Source organism: Lentzea sp. NPDC051213 (assembly GCF_044455585.1).
Lineage (GTDB): Bacteria > Actinomycetota > Actinomycetes > Mycobacteriales > Pseudonocardiaceae > Lentzea.
This window is the reverse complement of record NZ_JBITEX010000009.1, coordinates 404,097-418,524: the sequence shown is the minus strand read 5'-3', so window position 1 is coordinate 418,524 and position 14,428 is coordinate 404,097. Positions and strand designations below refer to the sequence as shown.

General features: G+C 69.0%; 13 protein-coding genes. 3 read left to right on the top strand and 10 right to left on the bottom strand.

Translation table 11 applies throughout. The annotated features are described in order from the left end of the window. Positions 1–76: 76 nt before the first annotated feature. From kduI to ACIA8G_RS36275, 3 genes are read left to right on the top strand one after another with little or no spacing between them, the layout of a single operon-like run. The gene (gene kduI / locus ACIA8G_RS36285; RefSeq protein WP_396423263.1) at positions 77–904 is read left to right on the top strand and encodes a 5-dehydro-4-deoxy-D-glucuronate isomerase; all 828 of its coding nucleotides are present in this window, start codon (positions 77–79) and stop codon (positions 902–904) included. Next, positions 901–1,626: an SDR family oxidoreductase gene (locus tag ACIA8G_RS36280; protein ID WP_396423262.1), complete on the top strand. Its 726-nt coding sequence runs from the start codon at positions 901–903 to the stop codon at positions 1,624–1,626. Before kduI ends, ACIA8G_RS36280 begins: the two co-directional genes overlap by 4 nt. Beyond that, on the top strand, positions 1,623–2,360 hold the full coding sequence (locus ACIA8G_RS36275) for an IclR family transcriptional regulator (RefSeq protein WP_396423261.1): 738 nt from the start codon (positions 1,623–1,625) through the stop codon (positions 2,358–2,360). Before ACIA8G_RS36280 ends, ACIA8G_RS36275 begins: the two co-directional genes overlap by 4 nt. Here the strand turns inward: ACIA8G_RS36275 and ACIA8G_RS36270 are convergent. From ACIA8G_RS36270 to ACIA8G_RS36225, 10 genes are all read right to left on the bottom strand, one after another. After that, entirely contained in the window at positions 2,357–3,553 is a 1,197-nt protein-coding gene (locus tag ACIA8G_RS36270) for a DNA polymerase III subunit delta' (RefSeq protein ID WP_396423260.1), read from the bottom strand. The two genes, ACIA8G_RS36275 and ACIA8G_RS36270, sit on opposite strands and share 4 nt — an antisense overlap. A 23-nt stretch (positions 3,554–3,576) precedes the next feature. Continuing rightward, positions 3,577–5,616, bottom strand: a complete 2,040-nt coding sequence (locus tag ACIA8G_RS36265; protein ID WP_396423259.1) for a bifunctional MFS transporter/dTMP kinase — start codon at positions 5,614–5,616, stop codon at positions 3,577–3,579. Between the two features lie 72 nt (positions 5,617–5,688). Next, entirely contained in the window at positions 5,689–6,123 is a 435-nt protein-coding gene (locus ACIA8G_RS36260) for a hypothetical protein (protein ID WP_396423258.1), read from the bottom strand. Positions 6,124–6,140: 17 nt separating this feature from the next. Continuing rightward, entirely contained in the window at positions 6,141–8,909 is a 2,769-nt protein-coding gene (gene topA, locus ACIA8G_RS36255; RefSeq protein ID WP_396423257.1) for a type I DNA topoisomerase, read from the bottom strand. Between the two features lie 129 nt (positions 8,910–9,038). Further along, entirely contained in the window at positions 9,039–9,611 is a 573-nt protein-coding gene (locus ACIA8G_RS36250) for a hypothetical protein (RefSeq protein WP_396423256.1), read from the bottom strand. Between the two features lie 66 nt (positions 9,612–9,677). Further along, complete coding sequence (locus tag ACIA8G_RS36245; RefSeq protein ID WP_396423255.1) at positions 9,678–10,226, bottom strand: hypothetical protein; 549 nt, start codon at positions 10,224–10,226, stop codon at positions 9,678–9,680. A 4-nt stretch (positions 10,227–10,230) separates the two neighbouring features. Further along, positions 10,231–10,827: a hypothetical protein gene (locus ACIA8G_RS36240; RefSeq protein ID WP_396423254.1), complete on the bottom strand. Its 597-nt coding sequence runs from the start codon at positions 10,825–10,827 to the stop codon at positions 10,231–10,233. 66 nt (positions 10,828–10,893) lie between these two features. Next, positions 10,894–11,451 carry a hypothetical protein gene (locus ACIA8G_RS36235; RefSeq protein ID WP_396423253.1) on the bottom strand — a complete coding sequence of 186 codons (558 nt, stop codon included), beginning with the start codon at positions 11,449–11,451 and terminating at the stop codon, positions 10,894–10,896. 28 nt (positions 11,452–11,479) lie between these two features. Further along, a complete protein-coding gene (locus ACIA8G_RS36230; protein ID WP_396423252.1) occupies positions 11,480–12,052 on the bottom strand; it encodes a hypothetical protein in 573 nt (190 codons plus the stop codon). A 64-nt stretch (positions 12,053–12,116) separates the two neighbouring features. Then, positions 12,117–14,426, bottom strand: coding sequence for a sodium-translocating pyrophosphatase (locus tag ACIA8G_RS36225; protein ID WP_396423251.1), 2,310 nt, complete (start codon positions 14,424–14,426; stop codon positions 12,117–12,119). Between the last annotated feature and the right edge of the window lie 2 nt (positions 14,427–14,428).

Here is a 14,428-nt window from a genome sequence, read left to right as displayed (position 1 = left end):
CAGTCCACGGAACGTAGTTCCATGTTGGTCGGCGCACATCGTGTCACTCCGCCGCCCCGATCGGAAGGCTCCACTGATGCAAATCAGGCACTCGACCCATCCGGCGCAGTTGCCGGGGTTCGACACGGAAGGGCTGCGGCAGCACTACCTGGTGGACTCTCTCTTCGTACCGGGTGAGGTCCGCACCGTCTACACGCACGAGGACCGGATTGTGGTGGGCGGTGCGACGCCGCTGCATGGCAAGCCCCTCAAGCTGGAAAGCGCTCCCCCGCTGAGGTCGTCGTACTTCTGCGAACGGCGTGAACTCGCGGTGCTCGCGGTCCGCGGCTCGGGTTCCGTCACGGTCGACGGCACGGAACACAAGCTCGGCACCCGCGACTGCGTCTACGTCGGCCAGGGCTCGGTGGACGTGGAGTTCCACGCCGCCGACGAGAACACGCGCTTCTACCTGTTCTCCACGTCCTCGCACGCCTCCTTCCCCACGGCCGTCGCTCGTTTCGACGACGTCGACGTACTCAAGCTGGGCGACCAGAGCACGGCGAACGTCCGGGAGATCCGCAAGTTCGTGCACGCGGACGGAATCCGCTCCTCGCAGCTGGTGCTGGGGGTGACGTCGCTGGCGCCGGGCAGCGTCTGGAACACCATGCCGCCGCACACCCACGACCGCCGCACCGAGTGCTACCTGTACTTCGACCTGCCAGAGGACCACCGCGTGATCCACCTCTGCGGCGAGCCGCAGAACACCCGCAACATCGTGGTGCGCAACGAGGAGGCGGTGATCTCCCCGTCCTGGTCCGTCCACAGTGGAGCGGGAACGCACTCCTACACGTTCGTCTGGGCCATGGGCGGCGAGAACCAGGCCTACGACGACATGGATCCCGTCGCCGTGACGGAGCTGCGGTGAACTTCTCCCTGCAGGACAAGACGGCGCTCGTCACCGGCGCGCGCACGGGCATCGGTCGTGCCATCGCCCGCGGTCTCCACGACGCGGGTGCCCAGCTGATCCTCGTCGGGCGGGGTGACCTGTCCGACGTGGCTCCCGCGCTCGCGACCGTGTCCGTCGACCTGTCGGACCCGGCGTCGATCGAACCCGCGCTGGCACCGGTCCTCGCCGAGCACCGGGTGGACGTGCTGGTCAACAACGCCGGGACGATCCACCGCGGGGCCGCCGTCGACGTCTCGCTGGCGGACTGGCAGCGGGTGATGGCGGTCAACCTGGACTCGGCGTTCGAGATCTCGAAGCTGTGCGGAGCCCAGATGATCGCCAACGGCGGCGGCAAGGTCGTGAACATCGCCTCGCTGCTGTCGTTCCAGGGCGGCATCCTCGTCTCCGCCTACACCGCCTCGAAGCACGCGCTGGTCGGTATGACGAAGCTGCTGGCCAACGAGTGGGCCGCGTCGAACGTGCAGGTCAACGCCATCGCACCGGGCTACATCGAAACGAACAACACGGCTCCGCTGCGCGCGGACCCCGACCGCGAGCCCGCCATCCGCAGCCGCATCCCGGCCGGCCGATGGGGCACACCGGAAGATCTGGTTGGTCCGGCGGTGTTCCTTTCGTCCGCTGCGTCCGATTATGTGACCGGACACGTACTGGTGGTCGATGGAGGCTGGCTGGCGAGATGACCGATACCGCCGTGGAAAAAACGCTCGCGGTGCTGGAGGCCCTGGCCGACCACACGCGCATCACGGACATCGCGCGGGTCACCGGCCTGCCGAAGTCGACGGTCCACCGTCTGCTGCAGACGATGGTGGACCGCGGCTTCGCCACCCTCGGCTCGGAGGGTTACCTGACCGGCCCGCGCGTGCTCGCGCTGGCCGGCAAGGTCCTCCGGCCGATGGACACGGTGGAGCGCGCACGGCCGTTCCTGCGTTCGCTGCAGGAATCCACCGGGTGCACGGTGCACCTGGCCGTGCTGTTCGGCGACGAACTGGTCTACGTCGACAAGATCGAGGCCAACAAGCCGTACCGGATGGCGTCACGGCTGGGCATGTCGCTGCCCGCGCACGGGACCGCCATCGGCAAGGCCGTGCTGGCCTCGCTCGCGCCCTCCGAACTGGACGCGTACCTCGCACGGGTGGGCCTGCCGGGCCGGACACCGCGCACGATCACCTCGGCGCCGCGGTTGAAGGCGCAGCTGACGCGGGTCCGGCGGTCGCGGTTCGCGCTGGACGACGAGGAGAACGAGGTCGGGGTGCGCTGCGTCGGGTCAGCCGTCCGGGACCACGCCGGTGTCGTGATCGGCGGGGTTTCGGCTTCCTCGCTGGCGTTGGAGCACTCGCTGCCTGAGCTGATCGCGCTCGGGCCGCGGGTGCTGCGGGCGGCGGACGAGGTGTCCGCTGCGCTCGGGTGGAGCTAGCCCCGGTGCAACGTCGTCACCATCGCCTCGATCGCGATGCGCGGCTTCACGTTGACCTCGATCGCCTCCCGGCACGCCAGCACCGCCTCCAGCCGGCGCAGGATCGACTCCTGCGACCACTGGGCGGCCGCCGTGCGCGAGTCCCCCGACCGGTCCGGGTGCATCAGAGCGGCCTCGGAACCGGTCTTGGTCACCAGAGCGTCGCGGTAGAACCCGGCGAGGTCCACCAGGGCCATGTCCAGTGAGTCGCGCTGGGTCCGGGTGGCGCGGGACTTCTGGCGCTTCTCCAGATCCTTCAACGCCCCCTTGGCCCCACGGGTGGCGGCAGCGGTCCCCTTGCCCGTGCCGCCGGCGCCCATCGCGGTCTCCAGCGCCGACCGCTCAGCGTCGTTGCGGGACTCGTTGGCCGTGGTGGCGTCCTCTTCCGCGGCCTTGATCAGCTCATCGGCACACGTGAAGACATCAGCGGGCCGGCGCAAACCCAGCGGGATCCGCAACACGGCCTCACGACGTTCCCGAACCTCGGCATCAACGGCCAACCGACGCGCACGGCCGACGTGACCGCCACACACAGAAGCCGCCCACTGCGCCATTTCCGGCGGAACGCCGTCAACCGCCTCCAACGCCGAGGCGATCGCGGACGGACGGGGTGAGCCCAGAGAGACCAGACGGCAGCGGGAGCGAATGGTCACCGAGACGTCGTCAGGATGGTCGGAGGGCGCGCACAGGAGGAACACCGTGCGCTCCGGCGGCTCCTCGACGGCCTTCAGCAACGCGTTCGCGGCGCCCTCGGTCAACCGGTCCGCGTCCTCGATGATGACCACCTGCCAGCGACCGGAGGTGGGGCGGCGGGCGGAGATCTGGACCAGCGACCGCATCTCGGCGACCGAGATCGAGAGGCCCTCGGGGGCAACGACGCGCACGTCGGCGTGGGTGCCGTGCAGAGTCGTGCGGCAACCTGAGCACTCGCCGCAACCGGGGCGGTCGTCGGCCACCACGCACTCCAGCGCGCCGGCGAAGGCGCGTGCGGTGGAGGACCTGCCTGACCCGGGAGGGCCGGTGAAGAGCCAGGCGTGGGTCATCACGCCGGGTGCCGGGGTGCCGCCCGCGACGATCATGGCTGCGGCTTCCGCGGCCGCGGACAGGGTTTCCACTGCGTCGGGCTGGCCGACCACCTCGTCCCACACGCTCATGGGTGCAGTCTTCCAGCGGGCGGTCAGACCGCGGCTTGGGGGACCGCGCGGCGGCGGGTCGCCATCAGCGGCAGCACGGCGGAGCGGACTCGGTCGGCCACCAGGTCGGCGTCGCCGTCGGCCTCGACCACGAGGTAGCGATCCGGGTCGGCGGCGGCCATCTCGCTGAGCAGGCGCTGCACCCGCCAGTGGTGTTCCAGGCCGATCGACTTGCCGTCGGCGGCCGCGCGGTCCAGCAGGATCGTCAGATCCGGGCGCAGGCGGCCGGTGGCCCAGTCGACCAGGCCTTCGAGTTCCTGGTGTTCCAGCGAGCTCGTGGCGGTGAAGTGCGCGAGCGGCGAGTCGACGTAGCGCTCCATCACGACGACGGAACCCTCGTCCAGAGCAGGGCGCACCTGCCGTTCGACGACATCGGCGCGCACGGCGGCGGCGACCAGTGCCTGCGCTCGCACGCCTGCCAGGTCGGCGGAGGACAGCATCGTGCGCAGGCGGCGTTCGTCGTGCTCGGGGTCGGCGGCCAGCAGGACGTCGAGGCCCTCGGCGCGCAACGTCGCGGCCAGGCGGCGGGCCTGCACCGACGTGTCCTCGCGGGTGTCGCCCTCGATCGCGATCAGCATGCCCTTCGTGGGCCTTCGCCCGCGGATCGCCGCGAACAGCGACGACAGCACCGGTTCCTCGCGGCGGTCGTCCATCTGCCGGTAGGCGACCAGGCCGAGCACGATCGCGATCACCGCGCCGCCGAGCATCACCGGGCGGGTCGCGTCGACCTCCATCGGGTGGCCGAACACGCTGACCTGCCGCTTCTGGAGCAGCGCGACCAGCAGCGGGGCGCCGGCCGACGCGCCGAACAGCACGACCTTGAGCAACGACTGGATCAACGCGACCGTGCGGCCGCGCATCTCGTCCTCGACCTGCGAACCAACGATCGTCAGGCCGGTCAGGAAGGCCACGCCCGCACACGCGCCGACCATCGCCACCGTCAGCAGCGCGATCCACAGGTGCGGAGCCAGCGCGACCAGCGTCAACGTGACGCCGGCGCCCACGATCGTCACGCCGAACAGGCGGTTGTAGGCGAGCCGCTGAGCCAGCCGGGGCGCGGTCGCCATGCCGATCGCGAGCCCGACGAACACGGCCACGAACAGCAGGCCGAACGTCGAGGCACCGCCCAGCAGCGACTGCGAGTAGAGCTTCGCGGTCGCGATCACCACGCCGGCCGCGGCGAACGCGCCGATCATGCCGATCACCAGGCCGCGGACCAGCGGCGTCGCGGCGGCGAACCTCAGGCCGTCGCGGAACATCGCGACGAAGCCCGGCTTGTCGGCGTCCTCCGCCTTCTTGCGCGCCGACTCGACCCGCCCGGACAGCTCCGGCAGGCGGGTCGCGATCAAGATCGCGGAGGTGAAGTACAGCAGGCCGTTGATGATCACTGCGATGGTGGCGATGCGGAACTCGAGGTTGCCGCCCTGCAGGTTCAGGTACCCCGGGATGCCCGCGATCAGCGAGTACAGGCCGAAGCCGCTGATCGTCGAGATGCCGTAGGTCATCACCAGGCCGAGCTGGTTCGCCGACTCGACCTGGTCGGGGCGGCGCAGCAGGTTCGGGACCGCCGACTCCTTGGCCGGGATCCACAGCATCGCGCAGCAGCCGACCAGGAAGTTCGCGATGAAGAGCCAGATCGGCGAACCGATCAGCGCGATCGAGATGAACAGCGACCCGCGCAGCACGTCGCAGACGACCATCACCTTGCGGCGGTCGAACCGGTCCGCGAGCACGCCGCCGATCGGGGCGAAGAGGATGCCGGGCAGAAGCTGCGTCAGCACGACCAGGCTCAGCGCGAAGGACTGCCACTGGTAGCTGTCCATCATCTCGGAGACCAGACCGGTCAGCGCGAGCAGCGACAACCAGTCACCGACGCTGCACAGGTAGGTCACCAGCCACAACCGCCGGAACGGCCGGATGGCCAGCACCGAGCGCAGCCGGTGGACCGTGGACACGCTGGACTGGGCCTGCCCAGCCTGGCCTGCCTCGGTCACTCCTGTGTCCGCGTCCTGAATCTCAGTCACCCCTAATCGGCCCACTCCGTGCGATCAGCGTAACCGGAGGTGGTGAGTGAGGATGCCGGACTCTCAGCACGGCTAGCTGAAGATCGCCCCAAGAATGTTGACGACCACCAGCACGAAGAAACCGATCACCACCAGGCAACCGATGAACGCGGCCACGCCGTTCGTCTGCCTGGTGGGCTGTTGTTGTTGCGCCACAGGTATCTGCGCCGGCGGGAGGTACTGCTGCGGCGCGTACTGGTGCTGCTGCGGGGCCGGAGGATGCGGACGACGACCGCGCGGCCGCCGCTGCTCCTGCTCCATCGCCGCCCAGATGGCCTTGCGCATCTCCTCGGTCGGCGTCGGCGGTATGGCCGCCACCACACGTGACTCCGCATACTCCGACCACTGGCCGGACCACTTGGACGACCTCCACGTGTCGGCCGTCACCAGACCCGCGGTCGGGTCCGGGAACAGGCGAGGCGGTGGCGGCGCCTGTGTCCCATCAGGACCGAACTCGTTCGTCGGCACCGCCACCTCCACCAACCTCAGCTCTTGGACTTCGCCGGAGCCTTCTTCGCCGCCGGCTTCTTCGCCGCCGCGGGCTTCTTGGCCGGAGCCTTCTTCTTCACGGGCCCCTTGGCGCGCTTCTCCGCCAGCAGTTCGGCCGCGCGCTCATCGGTGATCGACTCGACGCTGTCCGTCTTGCGCAGCGACGCGTTCGCCTCGCCGTCGGTGACGTACGGGCCGAACCGGCCTTCCTTGATCACCATCGGCTTGCCGGACACCGGGTCGTTGCCCATCTCGCGCAACGGCGGAGCGGCGGCGGCGCGGCCGCGCTTCTTCGGCTCGGAGTAGATCTTCAGCGCCTCTTCGAGCGTGACGGAGAAGATCTGGCTCTCGTCGACCAGCGACCGCGAGTCCGTGCCCTTTTTCAGGTACGGGCCGTAGCGGCCGTTCTGCGCGGTGATCTCGGCGCCCGTCTCCGGGTCCTTGCCGACCACCCGCGGCAGCGAGAGCAGCTTCAACGCGTCGTCGATCGTGACCGTGTCGAGCGACATCGACTTGAACAGCGAGCCGGTGCGCGGCTTCGGCGCCTTTTTGGAGGCCGCCGCCCCGTTCTCGGCCGGGTCGGGCAGCACCTCGGTCACGTACGGCCCGAAGCGGCCTTCCTTGGCCACGATCTCGTTGCCCGAGACCGGGTCGGTGCCGAGCGAACGGCCCTCCTGCGGCGTCGAGAAGAGCTTCTCCGCGATCTCGTTCGAGAGCTCGTCCGGCGCCAGGTCGTCCGGCAGGTTCGCGCGCTGCGCGGCCCCGTCGACCTCGCGCTCCAGGTACGGCCCGAAGCGGCCGACGCGCACGACGACCGTGCGGCCCTCGGAGTCGCTGAACAGCGGGATCGAGTTGACCTCACGCGGGTCGATGTCCTCGACACCGGTGCCGACCAGCTTCTTCAGGCCACCGGAGCGGCCGATCGAGCCGTCCGGGCCGATGCTGCCACCGAAGTAGAAACCGGACAGCCACGTCGTGCGCTGCTGGCGACCGGCGGCGATGCCGTCGAGCTCGTCCTCCAGCGCGGCGGTGAAGTCGTAGTCGACGAGGCGGCCGAAGTGGCCCTCCAGCAGGCCGACCACGGCGAACGCCACCCACGACGGGACCAGCGCGGCGCCCTTCTTCCACACGTAGCCGCGGTCCTGGATGGTGCTGATGATCGACGAGTAGGTGGAGGGACGGCCGATGCCGAGCTCCTCCATCGTCTTGATCAGCGACGGCTCGGTGTAGCGCGAGGGCGGCGAGGTGGTGTGGCCGTCCGCGGACAGCTCCGCGATCGTCAGGGCCTGGTCCTTGACCAGCTGCGGCAGGCGCGACTCCGCGTCGTCCGACTCGCCACCGGCCTCCGCGTCGACGGTCTCGACGTAGGCCTTGAGGAAGCCGGCGAACGTGATGGTGCGGCCGGACGCGGCGAACGTGACCTCCTGGCCGGTCGCCGCCTTGCCCGAGATGCGCACGCTGGTCGTGTTGCCCCGCGCGTCGGCCATCTGGGAGGCGATCGTCCGCTGCCAGATCATCTCGTAGAGCTTGAACTCGTCCGCGTCGAGCTCGGCGGCCACCTGGCCGGGCGTGCGGAACTCCTCGCCCGCCGGCCTGATCGCCTCGTGAGCCTCCTGCGCGTTCTTGACCTTGCGCGTGTACTGGCGGGGCTTGTCCGAGACGTACTGCGCGCCGTAGAGGTCCGTCGCCTGCGTGCGGGCCGCGTTGATCGCGGTCTCCGACAGCGTCGTGCTGTCGGTACGCATGTAGGTGATGTAGCCGTTCTCGTACAGCTTCTGCGCCGTGCGCATCGTGCGGTCGGCGGAGAACCGCAGCTTGCGGCCCGCTTCCTGCTGCAGCGTCGAGGTCATGAACGGCGCGTACGGCTTGCGCGTGTACGGCTTCTCCTCGACCGAGGAGACCTTGACCGGCGCGTTCTGCAGCCCGGCGGCGATGGCACGGGCCTGCGCCTCGTCCAGCACCGTGACGTCGGACTTGCCGGTCAGCTTGCCGTCCGAACCGAAGTCGCGGCCGGTGGCGAGACGGGTGCCGTCGACGGCGACGAGCCGCGCGCCGAACTTGGGCGGCGTCGCCTGGGCACCGGCGTCCATCTGGGCCGAGATGTCCCAGTAGCTCGCTGAGACGAACTTCATCCGCTCGCGTTCGCGCTCCACGACCAGACGCGTCGCCACGGACTGCACGCGGCCAGCCGAGAGCTTCGGCATGACCTTCTTCCACAGCACCGGGCTGACCTCGTAGCCGTAAAGACGGTCGAGGATGCGGCGGGTCTCCTGCGCGTCGACCAGGTCCTGGTCGAGGTCACGGGGGTTCGCGGCGGCGGCCTGGATCGCGGACTCGGTGATCTCGTGGAACACCATCCGGCGAACCGGGACCTTCGGCTTGAGCGTCTCCAGCAGGTGCCACGCGATGGCCTCGCCCTCGCGGTCACCGTCTGTCGCGAGGTAGAGCTCGTCGACGTCCTTCAACGCTTCCCGCAGCTCGGTGACCAGCGACTTCTTGTCGGCGGAGACCACGTAGAGCGGCTCGAAGTCGTGGTCGACGTCCACGCCGAGCCTGGCCCACGCCTGGCCCTTGAACTTCACGGGAACGTCGGCGGCACCGCGCGGCAGGTCCCGGATGTGTCCCCTGGAGGACTCCACGACGAAGTTGCTGCCGAGGTACGACGCGATCTTTCGCGCCTTCGTGGGCGACTCGACGATCACAAGCCGTCGGATGTTGCCGCCCTCTCCTCCGCTGCTCTTTCTCGTCCGTGTCGATCCAGCCACTCGCCGTCCCGCTCTCTTCCAAACCCGGTTCCCAGGCCCGCCAGTGTTACCCAGCGTCAGCCGAAAAGCACACCATCTGCGACGCCCGTACGACGAGACAGAGTGACACAACCATGCCCGACCGCCCGCTCAGGCCGCCGGCCAGGTGCTCATCGCCACCCCGTGCGGAGGGCTTCCGACCAGCTCAGCCAGCCTCGCCAGCCGCCGTCGGCCGGTTACCCGCAACGCGGGCGCCCCTACCAGGGTGCACGGAAGTCCGGCCGCAAGCAGGGCATTTTGCAACGGTAGGTGTGTCTGCGGTGCGTTGGGGTCCAAACCGAGCAGGTACGCCGACTCCATCCAGCTGCCCGCCGCCAGCGCCCAGACCCGCAGCACTGCGCCGTTCAGCTCGAAGTCCGGCGGCACGTTCTTGACAGATCCGTCCAGCCAGCGGGCGGCCAGAGGAGTGAGATCGGTGCGGAACGGCGTGCGGACGAACCGCGTGCCCTCCTCGTCGACGCACAGGTCGGACGTGACCCCTCGCTCGGCGCAGGCCTGTCTGAGCGGCCGGTGGCGCCACTCGTCGCGCAGCTCGACGTACACGCGGGCAGCCGTGCCGCGCGCGAAGCTGACGGCCTGTCCCGGCCCGCAGAGGAAGCCGGCGAGATCCGCCTTGGCCGGCGTTCTCGCCTCGGCCGAGAAGAAGGACAGCTGCCCAACCACGGCCCACAGAGTAGAACAGACGTTCGACTGTGACCAGTGGGGCAGTTGTTAACTACGCCAGTCGAGTTATTGCTGGCCACCGCTCTTCAGTTCGGTGCACGGCGTCGACTTGCCCATCGCGGCGGCGTACTTGGGCGACTTCTCCAGCGCGTCGAAGGTCGCCCGCAACTGCTCCGGGCTCCCCACCTGCGAGGTGTCTGCCAGCGCCTTCTCGGCGCCCTCCCAGAACTGGCCGTTCGGCTCCAGCGCGGTGACCGGCGCCTTCGCAGCCTCGTAGGACCTGGCCGACTCGCCGAGGTACGTGACCAGCCGCTCGTGCGTGTTCTTCAGCTCGTCCGACGGCGGGCCGAGCTCTTTCAGTTTCTTCTCCGCGTCGGCGAGCGCCGTGGCGTTGCCCGTGACCAGCTTCAGGTAGGCCGCCTTGACCGCCGCCGGGTCGGCCGGGTCCTGTGCCTTGAGTTCCAGACCGGCCTTCATCCCGGGCAGCAGGCCGCCGCAGAACGCGTCGATCCAGCGGCCCTGTGCGTCCGTGAGCGGCTTGTCCTCGTCGGAGCCGCACGCGCCGACCAGGGTGACGGCACCGGCCAGCACGACGGCGATCAGGCGTGATCTCACCGCTCTATTTTCCACCGGGCTGTTTGGCGAGGTTCTGCCAGTCCGTGCACACCTTGTTCGTGCGGAACGTCTCGGCGTACTTCGGGATGTCCACGATCTGTTTGAACATCACGTCCGCACCATCGCTGTTGCCCCCGCGGCTGGCCATGACCTGCTGGAACCGCTCCGGGAACTTGTCATCGGCCGCCAGCGCCCGCACCCTCCCGGCGGCCTCCTCGAAGCCGTTCGCCTCGAGGCGCAGGGACTTGATCAGCCGCCCATGAGGGTTCTGCACGTCGGAGCCGAGCGGGCCGAGCTTCTCGATGTCGTCCGCCATCTTGCGGTTCGACGCCGCGGCCGTCGACGCCCAGCTCGCCGCAGCCTCCTTCACGGCGGCCGGGCCTTGCGGCACCTGACCTGAAATTGCAAGTCGCGCGGTCTCCACGACGCCCATCGGGCCGCAGTAGGCCTCGAACCACGCCGTCGGGTCGGCGCCGGGCACCTCCACCGTCGTGGTGACCGTGCTGGTGATGGTCGGCGGGGAGGCCGGCGGCTGCCCGGCGCACGCACTGACCGGAACGACGCAGGCGAGGACGACGCCCGCGAACAACCTTGCTCTCACTGAACCCCCAGCTCAGATCGCAGATCGCCCGAACAGTACTCGTTCGGGCGATCTGCGAATGAGCTGTTACGAGGCCGGCGCTGCCGCGAGGCCCTTGCAGTTCGCGGCCTTCTTGGAAACTTCCCCAAGACCCGTCTCGTCGAACTTCTTCTGCACCTCGGCGCCCGTCTTGTCCATCGTCGCCGCCTTGCCGAGCATCTCGGTGAAGGCGGCGATGATCTGAGTCGCGTCGGTCGTCGAGTCCAGCTTCGACCGGGTGTCCGCGAGCAGCGTCTTGGCCTGGCCCAGGCCGTTCTCGGCGGCGGTGGCCAGCTCCTTCGACTTCGGGTGCGGCCCGTTCTCGAGCGCCTTGAGGTCCGCGATCGACCTGTCGATCGCGGCGACCTTGCCGTTCAACCACTCGGACAGGCCGGCCTTGAGCGCCGACGGGTCGTTCATGTCGATCTTGGGTTCGTCGGACATGGACTGCACGGTGCCGTTGACGGCACCGCAGACCTTGTCCATCCACGCCACCACGTCGGCCTCACTGGCCGCCGGTGGCGTGGAAGATCCTCCGCTGCTGCACGCGGTGACGGCGAGCAGGCAGCCGGCGAGGAGCGCGGTGGCTGTGCGAAGGCTCGTCATGGCCGGAAGCTACTCCGAACGCCCTCGCTCAGCTGGTCGGTGAAACGTTGAGCCGCTGCATCTCCTGGCACTTCGGCGCGGCCTGCGTGGCCTTCTGCAGCTCCGGGACGGCCTTGAGGTCGCGCAGCGGATCGGCGAGTTCGGAGAGCCTGCCGATGGCCACTCCGGCGGCCTGAAGGCCTCCGTTGGCGTTGTTGGGGTCGGCCTGCTCGACCTTGACCTTGGCGTCGGCGAAGAGAGCGCTCAGCGAGGTGAAGGTCTCGGTCAGCTTGTTGACGGCCTCCTCGCCACCCGCGACGGGTGACGGGCCGACTTTCCTGAGTTCGTCGGCGGACTTGACGAAGGCGTCGGCGAGCTGGCCCATGTAGGCGGCCATCTCGGACTTGAGCTTGGCCGGGTCGCCGGCGTCGAGCCTCGGAGTGTTCTTGTCGACCTTGGCGAACTCGGACGCGGCGCCGCACACCTTGTCCATGTAGGCGACGGCCTCGGGGCTGGCCGCGCCGCTGGTGGGCGTCGATGAAGTGCCGGAGCCGCCGCCATTGGTGCACCCGGCCAGCGCAGCGGCGGCGACAACGGCAGTGGCGACGAGGCGGAGCCTCATGTCGTAACTCCTCGGTCGGGGTACGTCGGGGGGAGACCCGAACGTACCCCGACCGGCTGTGGAACTACGCGGCGCCGTTGCTCACGGTCTCCGCGGGAGCGTCCGCGATCGCGGTACCACGACGCTTGGACACGACCACCGCACCGATGATGATCAGGGTCGCGACCACGGCGATCGCGATCCGGATCGGGTCGGAGGCGCTGTCACCGATGGAGAAGGTGACGATGGCCGGCGCGATCAGCACCGAGACCAGGTTCATGACCTTGATCAGCGGGTTGATGGCGGGGCCGGCGGTGTCCTTGAACGGGTCACCGACCGTGTCACCGATCACCGTGGCGGCGTGGGCGTCGGAGCCCTTGCCGCCGTGGTTGCCGTCCTCGACCAGCTTCTTGGCGTTGTCCCAGGCACCACCGGAGTTGGCCAGGAAGACCGCCATCAGCGTGCCGGTCGCGATCGCACCGGCGAGGTAACCGGCCAGCGGGCCGACGCCGAGGCCGAAGCCGACGGCGACCGGGGCGAGCACGGCCATCAGACCCGGAGTCGCGAGCTCACGCAGCGAGTCCCTGGTGCAGATGTCGACGACCTTGCCGTACTCCGGCTTGACGGTGCCGTCCATGATGCCGGGGTTCTCGCGGAACTGACGGCGCACCTCGAACACGATGGCACCGGCAGCGCGCGTCACGGCGTTGACCGCGAGGCCCGAGAACATGAACACGACGGCCGCACCGATGGTGATGCCGACCAGGATGTTCGGGCTGAACACGAAGTTGGTGAACGACACGGGCAGGTCGCCCGTGATGGTGCCCACCTTGGCGATGGCCTGCTCGATCGCGTCGCGGTACGAGCCGAACAGCGCCGTCGCGGCGAGCACTGCCGTCGCGATCGCGATGCCCTTGGTGATGGCCTTCGTGGTGTTGCCGACCGCGTCGAGCTCGGTGAGGATCTGCGCGCCCTCGCCGTGCACGTCACCGGACATCTCGGCGATGCCCTGCGCGTTGTCCGAGACCGGGCCGAAGGTGTCCATCGCGACGATGACACCGACGGTGGTCAGCAGACCACAACCGGCGAGCGCGATCGCGAACAGCGACACGACGACCGAACCGGACAGCAGGAACGCGCCGTAGACGGCGGCACCGATGACCAGCGCGGTGTAGACGGCCGACTCGAAACCGACCGAGATACCGGACAGGATCACCGTGGCCGCACCGGTCAGCGAGGTCTGGCCGACCTCCTTGACCGGCTTGTGCTCGGTGCCGGTGTAGTAGCCCGTCAGCCAGAGGATGACGCCGGCGAGCACGATGCCGATGATCACCGCGACGGACGCGATCAGCGCCGGGTTGCCGCTGGTGGCCTTGATCGCGTCGGAGATGCCGTTGAGGTCCGCGAAGGAGCTCGGCAGGAACGCGAACGCCGCGATCGTGCACAGCACCGCGGAGATGACCGCGGAGATGTAGAAGGAGCGGTTGATGGCCGTGAGGCCGTTCTCCCCCGCCTTCGCCTTCGTCGTGTAGACACCGATGACCGCGGTCAGCACACCGATCGCCGGAACGATCAGCGGGAAGAGCAGGCCCTGCGCGCCGAAGGCGGCGGTGCCGAGGATCAGCGACGCGACGAGCGTGACGGCGTAGGACTCGAAGAGGTCCGCGGCCATACCCGCACAGTCACCGACGTTGTCACCCACGTTGTCCGCGATGGTGGCGGCGTTGCGGGGGTCGTCCTCGGGGATGCCCTGCTCGACCTTGCCGACCAGGTCGGCACCGACGTCGGCGGCCTTGGTGAAGATGCCACCACCGACACGCATGAACATCGCGAGCAGCGCGGCGCCGAAACCGAAGCCCTCCAGGACCTTCGGGGCCTGACCCGCGTAAACGAGCACGACCAGTGCGGCGCCGAAGAGACCGAGGCCGACCGTGGTCATGCCGACCACACCACCGGTGCGGAACGCGATGCGCGTCGCCTTTTCGCGACCGCCTTCTTCGTTCGCGGCGGCGGCGACACGCACGTTGGCGCGCGTGGACAACCACATGCCCAGGTAGCCGATAGTCGCCGAGAACGCGGCACCGACGATGAAGAACAGAGATCGGCCGATTCGTTCGGCAAGATCATCTGCCGGTAGCGCGAACAGCAGAACGAACACGATCACGACAAAGATGCCGAGCGTGCGGAACTGCCGGTTGAGGTAGGCCGCTGCGCCCTCCTGAACCGCCTTGGCGATGTCCTGCATCTTGGGGGTGCCCTGGCCGGCGGCCAGCACCTCCTTGAGCAGCACGTACCCGACGGCGAGAGCAGCCAGGGCGACCACGGCGACCACGGCTACGACGCCGCGATCACCCCCGGAGAGCTCGAGGCTCTCCGCGAGGAATTGCCGGGACATCC

What these genes read in the sequence shown, in the direction of transcription:
- ACIA8G_RS36275 (WP_396423261.1), top strand. Translation starts at nt 1,623, where the DNA reads ATGACCGATACCGCCGTGGAAAAAACGCTCGCGGTGCTGGAGGCCCTG.
- ACIA8G_RS36270 (WP_396423260.1), bottom strand. Translation starts at nt 3,553, where the DNA reads ATGAGCGTGTGGGACGAGGTGGTCGGCCAGCCCGACGCAGTGGAAACC.
- kduI (WP_396423263.1), top strand. Translation starts at nt 77, where the DNA reads ATGCAAATCAGGCACTCGACCCATCCGGCGCAGTTGCCGGGGTTCGAC.
- ACIA8G_RS36230 (WP_396423252.1), bottom strand. Translation starts at nt 12,052, where the DNA reads ATGAGGCTCCGCCTCGTCGCCACTGCCGTTGTCGCCGCCGCTGCGCTG.
- ACIA8G_RS36235 (WP_396423253.1), bottom strand. Translation starts at nt 11,451, where the DNA reads ATGACGAGCCTTCGCACAGCCACCGCGCTCCTCGCCGGCTGCCTGCTC.
- ACIA8G_RS36225 (WP_396423251.1), bottom strand. Translation starts at nt 14,426, where the DNA reads ATGTCCCGGCAATTCCTCGCGGAGAGCCTCGAGCTCTCCGGGGGTGAT.